Annotated in this window: 16 protein-coding genes; 6 read left to right on the top strand and 10 right to left on the bottom strand. The window is 62.8% G+C overall.

Annotated features, from left to right (window positions below):
• Positions 1–212: 212 nt before the first annotated feature.
• The gene (locus ACNFCI_RS20755; protein WP_084857631.1) at positions 213–1,784 is read left to right on the top strand and encodes a TerC family protein; all 1,572 of its coding nucleotides are present in this window, start codon (positions 213–215) and stop codon (positions 1,782–1,784) included.
• Here the strand turns inward: ACNFCI_RS20755 and rarD are convergent.
• Both rarD and ACNFCI_RS20745 read right to left on the bottom strand, forming a co-directional pair.
• Positions 1,747–2,634, bottom strand: coding sequence for an EamA family transporter RarD (gene rarD, locus ACNFCI_RS20750; RefSeq protein WP_084857633.1), 888 nt, complete (start codon positions 2,632–2,634; stop codon positions 1,747–1,749). The genes ACNFCI_RS20755 and rarD overlap by 38 nt on opposite strands.
• A gap of 32 nt (positions 2,635–2,666) precedes the next feature.
• Positions 2,667–4,250: an EAL domain-containing protein gene (locus tag ACNFCI_RS20745; protein WP_368829445.1), complete on the bottom strand. Its 1,584-nt coding sequence runs from the start codon at positions 4,248–4,250 to the stop codon at positions 2,667–2,669.
• A 305-nt stretch (positions 4,251–4,555) separates the two neighbouring features.
• On the opposite strand from ACNFCI_RS20745, the gene hppD reads away from it, so the two are divergent.
• Positions 4,556–5,632, top strand: a complete 1,077-nt coding sequence (hppD, locus tag ACNFCI_RS20740) for a 4-hydroxyphenylpyruvate dioxygenase (RefSeq protein ID WP_084857636.1) — start codon at positions 4,556–4,558, stop codon at positions 5,630–5,632.
• Between the two features lie 18 nt (positions 5,633–5,650).
• On the opposite strand, the gene ACNFCI_RS20735 is transcribed toward hppD, so the two are convergent.
• From ACNFCI_RS20735 to ACNFCI_RS20720, 4 genes are all read right to left on the bottom strand, one after another.
• Complete coding sequence (locus ACNFCI_RS20735) at positions 5,651–6,457, bottom strand: CSS-motif domain-containing protein (RefSeq protein ID WP_368829436.1); 807 nt, start codon at positions 6,455–6,457, stop codon at positions 5,651–5,653.
• 129 nt (positions 6,458–6,586) lie between these two features.
• Complete coding sequence (locus tag ACNFCI_RS20730; protein WP_084857640.1) at positions 6,587–7,276, bottom strand: type 1 glutamine amidotransferase domain-containing protein; 690 nt, start codon at positions 7,274–7,276, stop codon at positions 6,587–6,589.
• Between the two features lie 130 nt (positions 7,277–7,406).
• Positions 7,407–8,996 (bottom strand): ATP-binding protein, encoded by a 1,590-nt coding sequence (locus tag ACNFCI_RS20725; protein ID WP_084857641.1) that lies wholly within the window; start codon positions 8,994–8,996, stop codon positions 7,407–7,409.
• An 85-nt stretch (positions 8,997–9,081) separates the two neighbouring features.
• Positions 9,082–10,137: a tetratricopeptide repeat protein gene (locus ACNFCI_RS20720; protein WP_368829437.1), complete on the bottom strand. Its 1,056-nt coding sequence runs from the start codon at positions 10,135–10,137 to the stop codon at positions 9,082–9,084.
• A gap of 134 nt (positions 10,138–10,271) precedes the next feature.
• Here ACNFCI_RS20720 and ACNFCI_RS20715 point away from each other — a divergent pair, with 134 nt between their 5' ends.
• From ACNFCI_RS20715 to ACNFCI_RS20705, 3 genes are all read left to right on the top strand, one after another.
• Positions 10,272–10,592 (top strand): YbjQ family protein, encoded by a 321-nt coding sequence (locus ACNFCI_RS20715; protein WP_084857645.1) that lies wholly within the window; start codon positions 10,272–10,274, stop codon positions 10,590–10,592.
• A 134-nt stretch (positions 10,593–10,726) separates the two neighbouring features.
• Positions 10,727–10,915, top strand: coding sequence for a hypothetical protein (locus ACNFCI_RS20710; RefSeq protein WP_368829438.1), 189 nt, complete (start codon positions 10,727–10,729; stop codon positions 10,913–10,915).
• A gap of 195 nt (positions 10,916–11,110) precedes the next feature.
• Positions 11,111–11,416: a hypothetical protein gene (locus ACNFCI_RS20705; protein ID WP_084857649.1), complete on the top strand. Its 306-nt coding sequence runs from the start codon at positions 11,111–11,113 to the stop codon at positions 11,414–11,416.
• Here ACNFCI_RS20705 and ACNFCI_RS20700 read toward each other — a convergent pair.
• From ACNFCI_RS20700 to ACNFCI_RS20685, 4 genes are all read right to left on the bottom strand, one after another.
• Positions 11,407–11,829, bottom strand: a complete 423-nt coding sequence (locus tag ACNFCI_RS20700) for a group II truncated hemoglobin (protein ID WP_084857651.1) — start codon at positions 11,827–11,829, stop codon at positions 11,407–11,409. The genes ACNFCI_RS20705 and ACNFCI_RS20700 overlap by 10 nt on opposite strands.
• 89 nt (positions 11,830–11,918) lie before the next feature.
• Positions 11,919–12,251 carry a hypothetical protein gene (locus ACNFCI_RS20695; RefSeq protein ID WP_084857653.1) on the bottom strand — a complete coding sequence of 111 codons (333 nt, stop codon included), beginning with the start codon at positions 12,249–12,251 and terminating at the stop codon, positions 11,919–11,921.
• Positions 12,252–12,548: 297 nt separating this feature from the next.
• Positions 12,549–13,694, bottom strand: a complete 1,146-nt coding sequence (ampC, locus tag ACNFCI_RS20690; RefSeq protein WP_368829446.1) for a class C beta-lactamase — start codon at positions 13,692–13,694, stop codon at positions 12,549–12,551.
• Positions 13,695–13,718: 24 nt separating this feature from the next.
• The gene (locus ACNFCI_RS20685; RefSeq protein WP_084857655.1) at positions 13,719–14,513 is read right to left on the bottom strand and encodes an AraC family transcriptional regulator; all 795 of its coding nucleotides are present in this window, start codon (positions 14,511–14,513) and stop codon (positions 13,719–13,721) included.
• An 80-nt stretch (positions 14,514–14,593) separates the two neighbouring features.
• On the opposite strand from ACNFCI_RS20685, the gene ACNFCI_RS20680 reads away from it, so the two are divergent.
• Positions 14,594–15,580, top strand: coding sequence for a bile acid:sodium symporter family protein (locus ACNFCI_RS20680; RefSeq protein WP_084857657.1), 987 nt, complete (start codon positions 14,594–14,596; stop codon positions 15,578–15,580).
• Positions 15,581–15,808: the final 228 nt, after the last annotated feature.

The following is a 15,808-nucleotide window of genomic DNA, read 5'->3' as shown; positions in this document are numbered from 1 at the left end:
GCGCGGGCTTGTCTGCGATGGCCGCTACACGGCCCCGGTTACAGCTTTTGTAATAGTTTCCCGCTGTCAGTAAACACCTTGCTGGCTGTAGGATCTTTTTCCCAATTTGCTATCAAGGTCCCCATGAGCACCTTCTCGGAGCCCCCCAGTCCCCGGCCGTCCTGGCCTTCTTCCCCGCGTCCCGGTGACGCCTTTGTCGTGAGTACCTCGCAATGGAATGGCTAGCCGACCCCACGGCCTGGCTGGGCCTTGCCACGCTGATCGTGCTCGAACTGGTACTGGGTATCGACAACCTGGTCTTCATCGCCATCCTTGCCGACAAGCTGCCGCCGCACCAGCGCGACCGCGCACGGGTCATTGGCCTGAGCCTGGCGCTGATCATGCGTCTGGGCTTGCTGGCCAGCATCTCCTGGATGGTCACCTTGACCGCGCCGCTGTTCGAAGTGTTCGGCAAGAGCTTCTCGGGCCGAGACCTGATCATGCTGTTCGGCGGTGTGTTCCTGTTGTTCAAGGCCACCATGGAGCTGCACGAACGCCTCGAAGGGCACGTTGCGCATACCAGCGGCGTGACCCGCCATGCTGCGTTCTGGCCCATCGTCGCGCAGATTGTGGTGCTGGATGCGGTGTTCTCCCTGGACGCGGTGATCACGGCGGTGGGCATGGTCGAACAGTTGTCGGTGATGATGATCGCCGTGGTCTTCTCCATCGGTATCATGATCGTCGCCAGCAAGCCACTGACGCGTTTCGTCAACGCCCACCCCACGGTGATCATGCTGTGCCTGGGCTTCTTGATGATGATCGGCTTCAGCCTGACCGCCGAGGGCCTGGGCTTCCATATCCCCAAGGGCTACCTGTACGCGGCCATCGGCTTCTCGTTGCTGATCGAGCTGTTCAACCAACTGGCCCGTGCCCGTCGCAAACGCAGCCTGCAGCAGCATCGACCGCTGCGTGAGCGTACCGCCCATGCCGTGCTGCGCCTGATGGGGGGCCGCGCCGTGGCGGCCGATGAGGTGGGGGAGGAAATTGCCGACCTGGTCGAAGGCAGCGACGACCAGGTGGTCTTCGACCGACGTGAGCGGGTGATGATCAGCGGTGTGCTGAACCTGGCCGAACGGCCGATTCGCACGGTGATGACCGTGCGCGCCGAGGTCGACGCCATCGACCTGGCGCAACCGGCCGAGGCCATTGCCCAGGCCTTGGCGAACTCGCCCTATTCGCGCCTGCCGCTGATCCGCGACGGCCGGATCGAAGAGCCGCTGGGCTTCGTGCACAAGAAGGAATTGCTCAAGGAGCTGTTATCCGGCGGCCAACCGGAGCTCGAGCGCCTGGCTCGGGCTCCGTTGAACCTGCTGGAAAGCTTCAGCATCCTCAATGCACTGGAGCAGATGCGTGCCCAGTCGACCCACATTGCCTTCGTGGTCAATGAATTCGGCGACTTCACCGGTGTGCTGACCATGACCGATATCCTTGAGTCGATCGCCGGTGAACTGCCGGATGCCAGCGAAGTCGCCGGCCCTGGGATCGTCGAGGAAGAAGGCGGTTTTGTGGTCAGCGGTGCCTTGAACCTGAGCCAGGTCCAGGCACGCACCGGTTTCGGCGCGCGCCCTACCGAGGACTACCAGACCCTCGCGGGCCTGGTGATGAGCCTGCTCGATCGCCTGCCGGTGATCGGTGACCGCCTGGTATGCGACGGCTGGACCCTGACTGTGGTGGCGGTCGAGGAGCGCCGGGTTCGCCAGGTGCGTCTTACACCGAGCGGCGACGTTGGCGCAGCAGGTGCTTGATCCCTTCAAGCACAAGTACCAGTACCGCGGCCCAGATCGGCAGGTAGGTCAGCCACTGGTCGGGGCCGATGGTCTCGCCCAGGAGCAAGGCGACGCCGACCAGCAGCACCGGTTCGACGTAGCTGAGCAGGCCGAACAGGCTGAAGGGCAGCAGCCGGCTGGCCAGCACATAGGCGATCAGGGCCGAGGCACTGATCGCCCCGAGCAACGGAATCAACCCATACAGCGCCGGGTGTTCGGCAAGGTCGGCGGCGGTCAGCGGGTTCTGCAGCACGAAATACAACGCCCAGGGCAACAGCAGGCACATGTCGCACCACAGCCCGCCCAGGTGGTCGGTGCCGCAGCGGCGACGCAGGACGAAATAGATCGGGTAGCCAAGGGTCACCACCAGGGTTTCCCAGGCGAAGCTGCCGTTCTGGTACAGCTCATGGCCCACGCCGAGAACGGCGCAGGCCACCGCGACCTTTTGCAGGCGCGACAACCGCTCGCCATACACCAGGCGCCCGGTGAGCACCATGGCCAGCGGCAGCAGGAAATAGCCCATGGACACTTCCAGGCTGCGGCCATGCAACGGCGCCCAGAGGAACAGCCACAGTTGCACGCCCATCAGCCATGAGGTGCCGATCATGCCCAGCAGCAAGACAGGTGCCTGGCGCACCCGTGCCAACAGGCCGCCGACCAGCTTCCAGTCCTTGGTGGCCAGCATGAACAAGGTGAGGCAAGGCAGCGTCAGCAGGGTGCGCCAGCCAAAGATCTCCTCGCCATCCAAGGGCGTCATCAAGGAGGTGTAGAAGTACATCACGGCGAACAGACAGGACGCCACGACCGACGAGAGAATGCCTTTTGACACGAATGCCTCGGTTTACGAAGTTGAACAGGTGATCAGTTCGGCATGATCTCAGGGCGTACGTCGTGGGGCAACCGCGTGCTGCCCGGACGGGCGGCCAGGGCTTGGAGAAAGTCGCCAACAGGCATCGGCCGGCCGAACAGGTAGCCTTGCTGGAAGTCCACCTGATGACGTGCCAGGTAATCGCGCTGGACCTCGGTTTCCACACCCTCGGCAACGATCCCCAGCCCCAGCTTGCCCGACAGTTCGATGATGGTATCGAGGATATGCTGGGAAAGTGCGTCGCCACCGATCATCGCGACGAAGCTCTGGTCGATCTTCAGGTAGTCGACCTTGAACTGGCGCAGGTAGTTGAGACTTGACTGACCGGTCCCGAAGTCGTCCAGGGCGATCATCACACCCATGTCATGCAGTTTTTCGAACAGCTCCAGGGTGACCGGCGTGGCTTCGATCAGCTTGCGTTCGGTCAGCTCCAGGGTCAGCACCACGCGCCCAGGCGGGAAATGCTGGAGAAAGGTGCGGCAATCATCCAACAGGCCCAGGTCGCGGCAGTGGTCGGCGGTGATATTGATACCGATGTGGAAACCATCTTCGAGCAGCGCAGCATAGGGGGCCAGCCCCTGGGCGGTATGCAACATCAGGGCGCGGGTCATGGGGACGATCTGGCCGCTGTGCTCGGCATAGGGAATGAACAGGTCCGGGCGCACCAGACCTTCGCGCGGGTGGTTCCAGCGCATCAGCACTTCGACACCGGCCCAGCGGTAATCGTCCTTGCGCACCACGGGCTGGAAATAAGGCAGGAACTCGTCGGCTTCCAGCGCGCGCTGCAGCTCGGCGCGCGGCGACAGGGCGCGGCGGACCTGCCAGCGACAGACCACACCTGCCAGCACCCCCAGGATCAACAGCAAGCTGAGCAGGGCCGGGTAGTGCTCGGCCATGTACTGGCTGTGCTTGCCCGGTGCATAGCCCCCATGAACGCTGAAAGGGTAGCGGGTCGAGGATTGTACCACCGCGGCGATGGCGGCCTGCGGCGGCGTGCCCGTATGGACCACGCCTTCCTTGCCTATCCAGTTGTTACCGACCTGAAGTTGCAGCTCTTCCTCCGGGCCGATCAGCTTCAGGGCGGTGACCAGGTGGTCGCTGTCGACCACGGTGATGGCGCCACCGTCGCCTTTGCTGAGGCGGTAGGCCAACAAGGAATGGCCCGGGGTGACCGCGTTGCCCTTCATCAACCACAGGCGGCCCTCGGTGTAGTCACGAGGGTCCACCGGTTCGTCGAAATTGCCGAACAATGAAGAACAGTAGAGGGTATGGTGCTGGAACAGGTTGGTAGAGCGCACGAAGGCGTTGCGGGTGACCTGCCCGCGCAAGGCCACGTCGATCTCGTTGCAAGGACGGCCCACCAGGGGCAACAGTTCCGTGGCAGCACCAGAGAGGTTGTCGAGAATATGCTCGACTTGCTTGACCACTTGTCGGGTTGTGCTCTGGCTGCTGTTGTGCAATTCGCGCTGGGCTTGCCATTGCATGACCCCCAGGCCACAGAGCAGCGGCAGGGCCCCTATGCCCCAAGGGAGAAGGGAGCGCCAGCTCCAGCGGGCGCGTTTGACCGATAAAGGCATGCTCATCCAATCTGTTTGAAACCAATTCGCAGAGGATAGCCGTTTGTCGGGTCAAGCGGTGAACTAAAGCGCGACAAATGATTTTACGCCCTGTAGAATCGGTTTACGAATACAAGAATAAGGTTCTCCGTGCCCCGGGGAATCAAGCCCGCCGAGAATGGGTCCATATGACATACCATGGGTTCAAGCTGATCATTGGTGACTTCCTTGCCCGCAGCGTGCGCGGCATCCCGTGCTCGCCACCACGCCTGTCCGACATCCAAAGCACCTGACACCATTTTTCGCTTGCTGATGAGGACACACACATGGCTGATATCTTCGACAACCCGATGGGCCTGATGGGCTTCGAGTTCATTGAATTCGCATCGCCGACCCCTGGCGTGCTGGAGCCTGTATTCCAGATGCTCGGCTTCACCAAGGTGGCCACCCACCGTTCCAAGGATGTGCACCTGTATCGCCAGGGCGGCATCAACCTGATCCTGAACAACGAGCCCAAGAGCGTCGCCTCGTACTTCGCCGCCGAGCATGGCCCGTCGGTATGCGGCATGGCGTTCCGCGTACGCAATGCCCATGAAGCCTATGCCCGTGCCCTGGAGCTGGGCGCCCAGCCGGTGGAAATCGAAACCGGCCCGATGGAACTGCGCCTGCCGGCAATCAAGGGTATCGGTGGCGCGCCGCTGTACCTGATCGACCGCTACGAGGAAGGCAGTTCGATCTATGACATCGACTTCAAGTTCATCGAAGGTGTGGACCGTAACCCTGTCGGCGCCGGCCTCAAGATCATCGACCACCTGACCCACAACGTCTACCGTGGCCGCATGTCCTACTGGGCGGGCTTCTACGAGAAGCTGTTCAATTTCCGCGAGATCCGCTACTTCGATATCAAGGGCGAATACACCGGCCTGACTTCCCGTGCCATGACCGCGCCGGACGGCATGATCCGCATCCCGCTCAATGAAGAATCCTCCAAGGGCTCGGGGCAGATCGAAGAGTTCCTGATGCAGTTCAACGGTGAAGGTATCCAGCACGTGGCCTTCCTCACCGACGACCTGCTCAAGACCTGGGACGCCCTGAAAGGCTACGGCATGCGCTTCATGACCGCGCCGCCACAGACCTACTACGAAATGCTCGAGGAGCGCCTGCCAGGCCACGGTGAGCCGGTGGACCAGCTGCAATCGCGCGGCATCCTGCTCGACGGTGCCTCCGAAGCCGGCGACAAACGCCTGCTGCTGCAGATCTTCTCGGAGACCCTGTTGGGCCCTGTGTTCTTCGAGTTCATCCAGCGCAAGGGCGACGATGGCTTCGGCGAAGGCAACTTCAAGGCCCTGTTCGAATCCATCGAGCGTGACCAGGTTCGTCGTGGCGTGCTGAACGTCGAGTAATCGCAACGGCAGGCTGCCTCAACGTCTGGGAGAGGTGGCCTGCCGGCCTTTGTTGCGCGCTCTGAATATCACCCAATAGGTAATCGCTCCGGTCAGCAGCCCTACCAGCGCCAGGGAAGGGAGTATCTGCAACATCGACTGGCGTATCTCGCTTGCCGTGAAGCCCTCCGGGTACCCGCCTCTTACCGTATATCCGTGCTTGCTCGAGATCGCACTGCGGAAGAACTCCGATTGCGAAGGCTCTTGCGGATCACGGCTGTCTCCCATCTCCCAGATGTATTTCTTGCCAAACTCCAGTACCAGCACCATGCCATCCTGGAAGCCGCGCAGCTCGTTGCGTAGCTCGATGCCATAGGCGGTTGCGATCACGCCTGGGTTGGCATAGGCAAGACGCAATTCGACGACGACGCCGTTGGGCGTGATGGGCGAATCGAAATTCAGCTGTACCAGCGCACGTGGGCTGTAGAACGTCGGGCTGTCGGTGATGGTGGTCTCGATACTGCTGCAATACGACTGGCCGTTCCTGGTGAGGATGAGCGAGCGGATCCGTGGGTCCCCAGCGGCCAGCACTTCCAGCGGCTGCGCGGCTTCGCTACAGGGTTGGCCCGCCAGGGGCAGCGCGTTGGATGCGGCGCTTTGCAGGTTGTCCAGGACCTGGTCGATGGCAAAGATGGCCTCCTGGACCGATACCTGGGCATTTTCCTCAAGCTTGCGTTCCAGTTGGTAGATCATGACCAGCAGGCCCGATGCCATTGGGACCAGGCTGATGGTCAAGATAAGCAACATCTCCAGTAGGCTGCGCCCTGCATGGGTGAATTTCGACATGATCGCAGCCCCTCCTGGCAGCTTGTCCGACAGTGGACAGGTTGCAGGCGAGGTTACTTGGGCCTGAGGCGGTTGGACTGTAGCCGCTATCTGCGAATGTTGCGGGTTATCGAGCAATCGCCCGTGGGATCATGCGGGTTTCTTCAGGCGCGTCAGTACGTGCTCGGCCACCAAGGCGCTGGAAGCCGGGTTCTGCCCGGTGATCAGCCGGTCGTCACTGACCACGAAGCCGGCCCACGGGTCGTCATGCTTGCTGTACTTGCCGCCGCGGGCCACCAGCTCGTTTTCCGTGAGGTAGGGCACCACATTGTCGAGTTCTGCAAGTTTTTCCTCGGTGTTGGAAAAGCCGGTCACCTGGCGCCCTCTGACCAGCAGGCTGTTATCGCTGAGCTTGATGTTCAGCAGGCCGACGGCGCCATGGCATACCGCTGCCACCACGCCGCCGGCTTCATAGATGCCACGGGCCAGCGCCTGCAGGCTGGTGTTCTCCGGGAAGTCCCAGATCACGCCATGGCCGCCGGTATAGTAGATCGCGCAGTAGTCCTCGGCCTTGACCTGGCCTGGCCCCAGGGTGGTGCCGAGGCGGTTCATGAAGGCCTTGTCGTCGTACCATTGCCAGTCGAGCTCGGGCGCCATCTGCAGGCTGTGGGGGTCGATCGGCACATAGCCACCGGCAGGGCTGACATAATCGACGGCATAGCCGGCCTTCTGCACCTTGTCGACGAAGTGGACTGCTTCGCCCAGCCACAAACCGGTGGCGCGCTTTAGCGTCGGGTATTTTGCCGTGTTGGTCAGCACCACCAGGATCTTCTTGCTCATGACCACGCTCCACATGCCTGGAAAAGGCCCGGATTCCCCGGGGCAGAGGAAAACCTAATGAGCATAGCCGCCCATGGGCGGAAAGCCATGCGTGGGCGCGTCGGTGGTCCGGCAGGCGTGTGCAGCAGGTTCAGCCGCAGGTCTGCTTGTCCAGCATCTGCGTGACCCGGGCCTGTAGTTGGCTCAGTTCGAAAGGCTTGCTGATCAACTGCATGCCTGGGGCGAGGAAGTCGTCCTGTGCCATGGCCGTCTCGGCATAGCCCGTAATGAACAGAACCTGCAGGTTGTCACGCAGTGTGCGTGCAACCTCCGCCAGTTGTCGACCGTTCATGCCGGGAAGCCCCACATCGCTGATCATCAGGGCGAGCGGCTGGGGCGATTGCAACAGCTGGAGGGCTTCTTTGGCATTGCAGGCCGCATGGCAAGGGAACCCTTCCTCGCGCAGCGATTGACAAAGCAATTGGCGCACTTGCGGGTCGTCTTCGACCACCAGGATTTCCCGGCAGATGCTGACGCTGGCAAGGGGCGGTGGTTCGCTTTGCGGGCGTGCCTGGCCGATGTAGCGCGGCAAGTACAGGTCGACGCGGGTACCCTGGCCGATCTGGCTGCGCAACCGCACATGACCGTTCGATTGCTTGCTGAAGCCATAGACCATCGAAAGCCCAAGGCCAACCCCCTGGCCGACCGGCTTGGTGCTGAAGAACGGCTCGAAGGCATGCTCGAGGGTGCCTTGCGACATGCCTTGGCCGGTATCGCTGATACTCAGGCACAAATAGTCGCCACTGGGCAGCGCGCCGTCACCGGTGGATGCGCTGTCGATGCGTTGGTTGCTCGCCTCGATATCCAATCGGCCGCCCCAGGGCATGGCTTCGCAGGCATTGAGCAACAAATTGCTCACGGCTTCCTTGAGCTGCTTGTCATCCGCTTCCACCAGCCACAGGTCGGTTGGCAGGGTGACCTGCAAGGTGATGGAAACATCCAGGCTGGCCCGGAGGTCATCGGGGTGCAGCAGGTTGTGCAGGTCGACGACCTGACTCTGCAGGGACTGGCGGGAAGAAAACGCCAGCAGGCGATGGGTCAGGCGTGCCGCCCGGGCCACAGCTTCCTTGCCCATGCGCAGGATGCCGTCGAGCTGCTCGCTCCGCCCTTGCTGCAAGCGTTTGTCGATCAGTTCGAAACTGCCGCCGATGCTGGTCAGCAAGTTGTTGAAATCATGGGCGATGCCTCCTGCCAGTTGCCCGATGGCCTCCATTTTCCGTAGTTGGTGACGTGCCTGTTCATCGGTTTGGTGTTGTTGCGCCTGGCGTTCCAGCTCGCGCATGTAATCACGGGAGCGATATTGGCGGCGACGGCTGCTCAGGGCGACCTGGCTGAGGTGAAGCAATTGCGCGGCGTCCAGTGGCAAGGGTAGGGGCAGCAGGTGACCGAGTGTCGGTTCGGGTGGGCCGGTGGTGGGGCCGGTCAGCAGGACGATGGGCAGGTCAGACCAGGCCGGCTGCTGGTCGATAAACGATTGCAGCACCGAATGCGGGCCCGGTAGCGTACTGGCGGCAGCGATTACCATGCCGACCCCTTCGGCCAGCCAGGTGCCAAGGCGCGCGGAATCGCTCGTGCACAGGCAGGCAAACCCTGCCCCTGTCAGCAAGTGCGAGGCGTGAGCAGCGATCTGCGAAGGTGCCAGGATCAGCACGCGTTCGTCCAAGGGTAACGCAGCGGCCAAGGCATCTCTCCTGTGCCAGTGGGCAACCGATACCCACTGGACCGCGGGAGTGACACCTGGGTTCAACCCCGGGTGTGCAGATCGTCTATAAGCCTTGCTGGAGCAGCGGATCGTCGGGGTTTTGCCGCTCCAGCTCGGCCAATAGCACCTGGACATTCTGCAATTGGCCGGTTTCCTTCCAATATTGGATCAACAACAACCGGGCCCGGCGATTGGCCGGTTCTTTGGCGAGCACGGTTTCCAGCTGTTTCTGGGCGGCTTCCACTTGGTCCAGGTCGTGCAAGGTCATGGCCAGGACGTAGCGGTAGTCGGTATTCTCCGGTTCCAGTTCGACAGCTCGGGAAAATGCCAGCAAGGCGTACTCCTGTTGCTCGTGACGGACCAACCAGAGCCCCAGTTCATGCTGGAGGAAAGCCGAATCCGGGCGTAGCGCCAAGGCCTTGGCCAGCACTTGCCGAGAGGCATCATGCTGCCCCTGGCGTTCCAGTAGGCGCACCTGCATGGCCAGCGCGTCCAGCCCGTGCGGGGCGATTCGCAGGCTGCGTTGCAGGGCCGCGCCGGCCTGTTCGTAAGCATCTTCATGCAGGTAGAGGCGCGCCAGGTGAACCTGCGCCTCGGCATCCTGTGGTTGCGCTTCCAAGGCCTGCTGATAATGCTCCAGGGCGTCCTGCAGCGGGCCGAAATACAAGCCTATCGCATCGGGGTCCAGACCCAGCAAGGCGTCCACCGCCGCGAAACGTACGCTCTGCTCGTCGTCTTCCAGTAACGGGCCCAGCACCAGGCTGCGCTGGGCGGGCGGCAGGAGGCGGCGAATACTGGCGATGGCCGCCCGGCGAACCAGCGGGTCGCCATGGTCCAGGTCCTGGCGAGCCAGCTTCAATGCCTGGGGCGATGGGTAGTGCGGCAGTTCAGCGTAGAGCGCGGCGCGGCGGATTGCCGGCAGGTCGTCGCGCTGTAGTTGCTGGTAGAGCACCCGCGCCGCGCCTGGCTCGCCGTTGTGCGCCTGGCGCAAGGCCTTGGCGTAGCTGTGTGGGTGCTGGGCAGGTGCAGCGGGTGGGTCGCCATGCCACAGGTAGCCGATAACGCCCGACACCAGGATCAGCAGCAGCAGGGCGACCAGGTAACGGTGATGGTTGGGCATTGGGTGGTCCGTGACAGCGTGAAGGCAGAGCTTGGGACAGGTGGCCGGCAAATGCAACGGGCTGCCCGGCTATCAAGGTCTATGGCGCGGTCTGTTAAGATCGGCCCTTTTTACCAAGGCGAGGGAGCCGACTCATGATCATCACCACGACCAGCCAGCTCGAAGGCCGCCCGGTAGCCGAATATCTGGGGGTGGTCAGCGCCGAATCGGTGCAGGGTATCAACTTCGTGCGGGACTTCTTCGCCCGTTTCCGCGACTTCTTCGGCGGTCGGTCGCAGACCTTGGAAAGCGCCTTGCGTGAGGCTCGCGAGCAAGCCACCGAAGAGCTCAAGGCGCGGGCACGTCAATTGCAAGCCGATGCGGTGGTGGGGGTGGACTTCGAAATCAGCATGCCATCTGTCCAAGGTGGCATGGTGGTGGTGTTTGCCACCGGTACGGCGGTTCGCTTGAAGTAGCGCCTGCCGCTGGTCGGCCTCGAGGATTCTGTCTAGATGGTCTGTAAATGACCGACTAGTCTCACCGGCAGGTCATTGCTTGTCCAGGGAGGCATGTTGCCTGCCGGCGTGGCCGACAACCGGGGAACCAGGGCATGAGCGAATCCTTTTTTGAAGATATGAACGATGCATTCCCGATCAACAGCCAGGTCCGTTGCGGTCAAGCGGCTGTACGCCTGGGCTTCGCCAACATGACCTTGAACGACTCGGAGCAGTTGCAGCCACTGCATCTGCAGCGCAGCAAGAAGGGGCGCTTCACCCCGCGTATTCCCGCCAGGAAATGACCAGGCGATGCATGAAGAACCCCGGGCTGCATGTGCAGCCCTTTTTCATGAACGGCGTTTGGTGAAGTGCGTCACGCCCAGCGGTAGCTTTTATCCGTATTCATTGATCTTGCTCATGGCAACGGCGAGTCGCCCTCGCCGGGAGAGCAAGGTTGTGTTTTTCTTGCGCGGATTCAGCACAAGGAGGAAAGATCCATGCGCGTCAGGGAAGAAACCTATTGGCAATGGGCCGATGCCAACCTGCATGCCCGCTGCCATGACGAAGTGCTCAGTGACGGTACTACCCTGGATGTCCAGGTGCGTCTTTCCAGGCAAGGTGCCACGCAGCTATTCCTTGGGTTGTATACCCGGGAGGGCCAGGCTCTGGTGGAGGAATACTATCCGGCCCGGCCGGGCGAGACCATGACCCGCGCCCTGGTCTGGGGCGTGGAGCGGGCCCGGGCGCTGGCTACCGGTGCCTTACCACTGCCGCCCCGGGTCGCCCATCGGCGTCAGGCCTGAGCACGGCGGTTGCGGCTGGCCTGGACGATGCGTTCGGCCGGCACACGCAACTGGCGCAACAGGTACTCGGCAAACGTCGGGGCCCAGGGTTGCAGGGCAATGGCATCGGCCATGCAGGCAAGCCAGAGTTCGGCATGGGCTTGATCGATCGGCCATTGGGCATGGAAGGCTGGAATGGCGATCGAGCCGAAGCGTTCGCTGTACAGGCGTGGCCCACCGAGCCAGCCGCTTAAGAAACAGGCCAGCTTGTCTCGCGAACCTTGCAGATCGTCTGGGTGCATCTGCCGCACGCTGGCCGCTTCCGGGCGTTCATCCATCAGCCGGTAGAAGTCGTCGACCAAGCGGCGCAGGCCCTCGATGCCGCCAGCGGCCTGGTAGGAGGCATCGCCGGTGCCATAGGCGGGAGTACTCATCACGCGGCTCCGCAGGAACAGGGGCAGGCATTATAACAGGCATGAAAAAGCCCGGCCTTGGGGGCCGGGCTCAAGAGGCGGTGTACCACTCAGTTCAGTGGGTCGATCACCTTGACTGCCTGCCGCTCACGGGCGGTAGGCCATTCTTGTTGCAGGGTCTGCAGGACGCGGCCGACGAACTCGGTGTCGGCGGCGGCCTTCTTGCCGACGTAGCCCTGGCCACGGCGGTAGACCTTGAAGCGGGCGCGCATGCTGGGCATGTGCGTTTCGAATTCATCTTCGACCGTATTGGGCGGCAGGCGGTCAAGGCGTACCTCGCCGGTCTGGCTGACCCACAGCAGATGGTCGTCGAGGCTGTCCTTGCGTGCGGCGAACAGCTGGGCCAATTGGTCGATCGTAGGATTGTTGTTCAAATTCATCATAAAGCCCCCATTACCCGTCAGTTAGTGATTTCACACTCGGCGCCACGACATGTAGCGCACTACCAAGGCTGCTACAGCAGCATCGCAACAGGGGCTTTCTCACGCTGCCTTTTGGACAGTTTCCCTCTCCACGGACGGCCTGCGTTACCGCGCAGGCCGTCTGGAACACCCTTGCCACCGCTCCCGATCAGGGAGACGGCCTCATCATGCCCAAGGCCGTTCGGCGGCGTCAACCGTTTTGTAGTGAATATTTTTCGTCACTACATTTTGTCCGACAATCCTGCCGGCGCGCGCATTTCACCGTGCCAGGTTCGAGAGAATCTTGTAGGCCGCGCGCACGCGCGCCTCGTTGGGGTAGTTGCGGTTGGCCAGCAAGACGATGCCCAGCCCCTCGCTCGGAACGAATGCGTAATAGGCACCGAAACCACCGGTCGCGCCGGTCTTGTTGTACCAGGCCGCCGGTGTGGCCGGTTGAGCAGGCTTCAGGCGTACGGTCGGCTGGGGGTGCAGCGCCATGGTCGATCCGTTGCCCTCGAGCAGGGTGTCCAGGGCGACCGGATACGGATAGCGTTCCCAGCCCAGGCCCTGGGTCATGGCGCCGACCTTGAAGTAACCTGACTGGGTCACGGCAATGGCCTTTTGCAGTGAGGGGGAGAGCTGCGTGGGGCGCAGTTGCAAGTTTACGTAGTGTGCCGCATCGGTCAGGTTGGTCTTGATGCCGTAGGCTTCATCGGCCAAGGGCCCGGGGTTGACGCGAACGGGCTGGTTGTTGGCGTCATAACCTTGAGCGTAGTGCTCACGAGCACTGTCGGGCACCTCGAGGTAAGTATGAGCCAGGCCCAGGCCCGGCAGCAGCCGCTGCATCATTACCTCGGCGAAGGGCTTGCCCTGAGCCCGCGCGGCCAGTTCGCCGAACAGGCCAAGGCTTGGGTTGGAATAGCAGCGCTGGGTGCCGCGCTGGCTACGTGGGCGCCACTGCTGGTAGAAGGCCAGCACCTGATCGGCGGTCCGCACCTGGTCTGGGAACTGCAACGGCAAACAATCGGCACTGTAGGCGCCCAGCTCGAGCACGCTGGCCTCGCCCAGCGGTGTATCGCCCAGTGCCGGTTGGTAGCGCTTGGCGGGTGCATCGAGGTCGAGCTTGCCTTCGGCACTGGCCTGGGCGACGAGGGTGGCGGTGTAGGTCTTGCTCAGCGAGCCGACTTCGAACAATGTCTGGCGGCTCACCGGCTGCCCATCGGCCTTGCTGGCCACGCCATAGGTGAAGTAGTGCGTCTTGCCATCGGCGATCACCGCCACGGCCATGCCGGCGATGTCATGCTCGCGCATCAGCGGCTCGATGATGCCATCGACCTGGGCTTGCAGCGAGTCGGCCAGGCTTGGGGCTGCAACCGAGGCCAGGCCGAGGGCGAGGGCAAGTCGGCAGAGGCGGGCGGGGAACATCATGCAAAAGGTCCTTTTCGAGCTTCAGGAAAGGTGGTTGCGGCGCAGGAATTCGCCAGGCGATTGGCCGAAATGTTCACCGAAAGCGGCGATGAACGCCGACAGCGAGGCATAGCCGCAGGCCAGTGCCACATCGGTGACGCGCTCGCCGCGCTCAAGGGGCGGCAAGGCGCTGAGCAGGCGTACCCGCTGGCGCCACAGGCGAAAGGTCAGGCCCGTTTCGCGCAGAAAGCGCCGGCTCAGGGTCTTTTCCGACACGCCCAGGCGCACGGCCCATTCGGCCAGGCTGCGCGTGTCGTCGGGAGTGGCCTGCAGACGGCGGCATACCTGGCGCAACTGGCGATCATGGGGCAACGGCAGCAGCAGGGGCTCTTCCCGGGCGCAGGCCAGGCGGTCGAGCAACACCTGCACCATCCGGCCATCGGCGCCCTGTTCATCGTAGGTTACCGGCAATTGCGAAAACGCCTGGATCAACTCGCCCAGCAGGGGGTCTACCGCCACCACCCGGCAGGTGGCGTCAGGCCAGGGCAGGGCGCTGGGCTCGATGTACAGGCTGCGAATACAGGTATCGGCCTCGCACGCCACCCGATGCGGCACACGCGCAGCGATCCATACGGCGCGCTGGGGCGGTACCAGGTAGAGACCTTGGGGCGTCTGTACGCGAAGGATGCCACGACGTGCGTGGGAAAGCTGGCCCCAAGGGTGCTGGTGGCGATAGCCCAGGGCGATATTGGGAAGGCTCTGTGCATGCCCGTACACCGGGCGTGGCAAGCGTTCGAGCTGGTTGAGCCGGGGCTCGGGGTGTCCGTTCGGCGACACTGGTGGGGGTTCCGGCGTTAGCGGTTGGAAAGGCCAGACCTTATCGTTTGCCTCTGCATAATTACAAGACGGAAGATTCAATGAAGTACGTGCGAAAAGTCCTAGATAATTTCACCCTGGCCTTGCTTGCGGTGGTGCTGGTCGCCACCTTGCTGCCATGCTCGGGGGATGGGGCGGTGTTGTTCGGTTGGCTGACCAACCTGGCCATCGGCCTGCTGTTCTTCCTGCATGGGGCCAAGCTTTCGCGCGAAGCGGTCATCGCCGGTGCTGGGCACTGGCGGCTGCACCTGCTGGTGTTCGCCTGCACCTTCGTGATGTTCCCGCTGCTGGGCCTGGCGTTCAAGCCGCTGTTCGTGCCGCTGGTGGGCAACGAGCTGTACCTGGGCGTGCTGTACCTGTGCGCCCTGCCGGCCACGGTGCAGTCGGCAATCGCTTTCACGTCGCTGGCCCGCGGCAACATCCCGGCGGCAATCTGCAGTGCGGCGGCCTCGAGCCTGCTGGGCATCTTCCTGACGCCTGTGCTGGTGATGCTGCTGCTGGGGGCCGAAGGCGAGACGGGCTCCGGGCTCGATGCGGTGCTCAAGATCACTTTGCAGTTGCTGGTGCCGTTCGTGGCGGGGCAGTTGGCTCGGCGCTGGATTGGCGGGTGGGTACAGCGTAACGCGCGCTGGCTGAAGGTCGTCGACCAGGGGTCGATTCTGCTGGTGGTCTACACGGCATTCAGCGACGCCGTGGTCACGGGGCTATGGCACACGGTGTCGCCGCAGCACCTGGCCGGGTTGTTCGTGGTGTGTGGTGTGTTGTTGGCGGCGGTTCTGTTCGGCACGCGGTTGCTGGGACGTGCGCTGGGCTTCAGCCTGGAGGACCGGATCACCATCCTGTTCGCCGGCTCGAAGAAGAGCCTGGCGACGGGCGTACCCATGGCACAGGTATTGTTCGTGGGTGGGGGCATCGGAGCGATGATCCTGCCGTTGATGCTGTTCCACCAGATCCAGTTGATGGTGTGCGCGGTGCTGGCACAGAAGTACGCGGCGCGGGAGGTCGAAGGGGCTTCGGTCGCATCTTGAAGGGTATGGGGTTGAAAAAAAGCCCCGCAAGCCAACGGCAAGCGGGGCAAACGGTTGGGGGAGGATCCAACCAAAGGAGTCGTTGAAACCTCAGCGAGCGCTGGCCACCGCCTCCGGCGGAAGTGTCAGATTTTTTGTGTGCGGGCCGGTAACGGCCTGCCGTCAGGCAGGCCCTGATTTTCACCAGGTCGGCCTGATGAACCGATCTCCGTACAAAATCGCGAATTG

The sequence above is a fragment of the Pseudomonas sp. NY15356 genome, from assembly GCF_048068175.1.
GTDB lineage: Bacteria > Pseudomonadota > Gammaproteobacteria > Pseudomonadales > Pseudomonadaceae > Aquipseudomonas > Aquipseudomonas putida_K.
The sequence above is the reverse complement of the archived record's forward strand: the minus strand, read 5'-3'. Positions and strand labels throughout refer to the sequence as shown.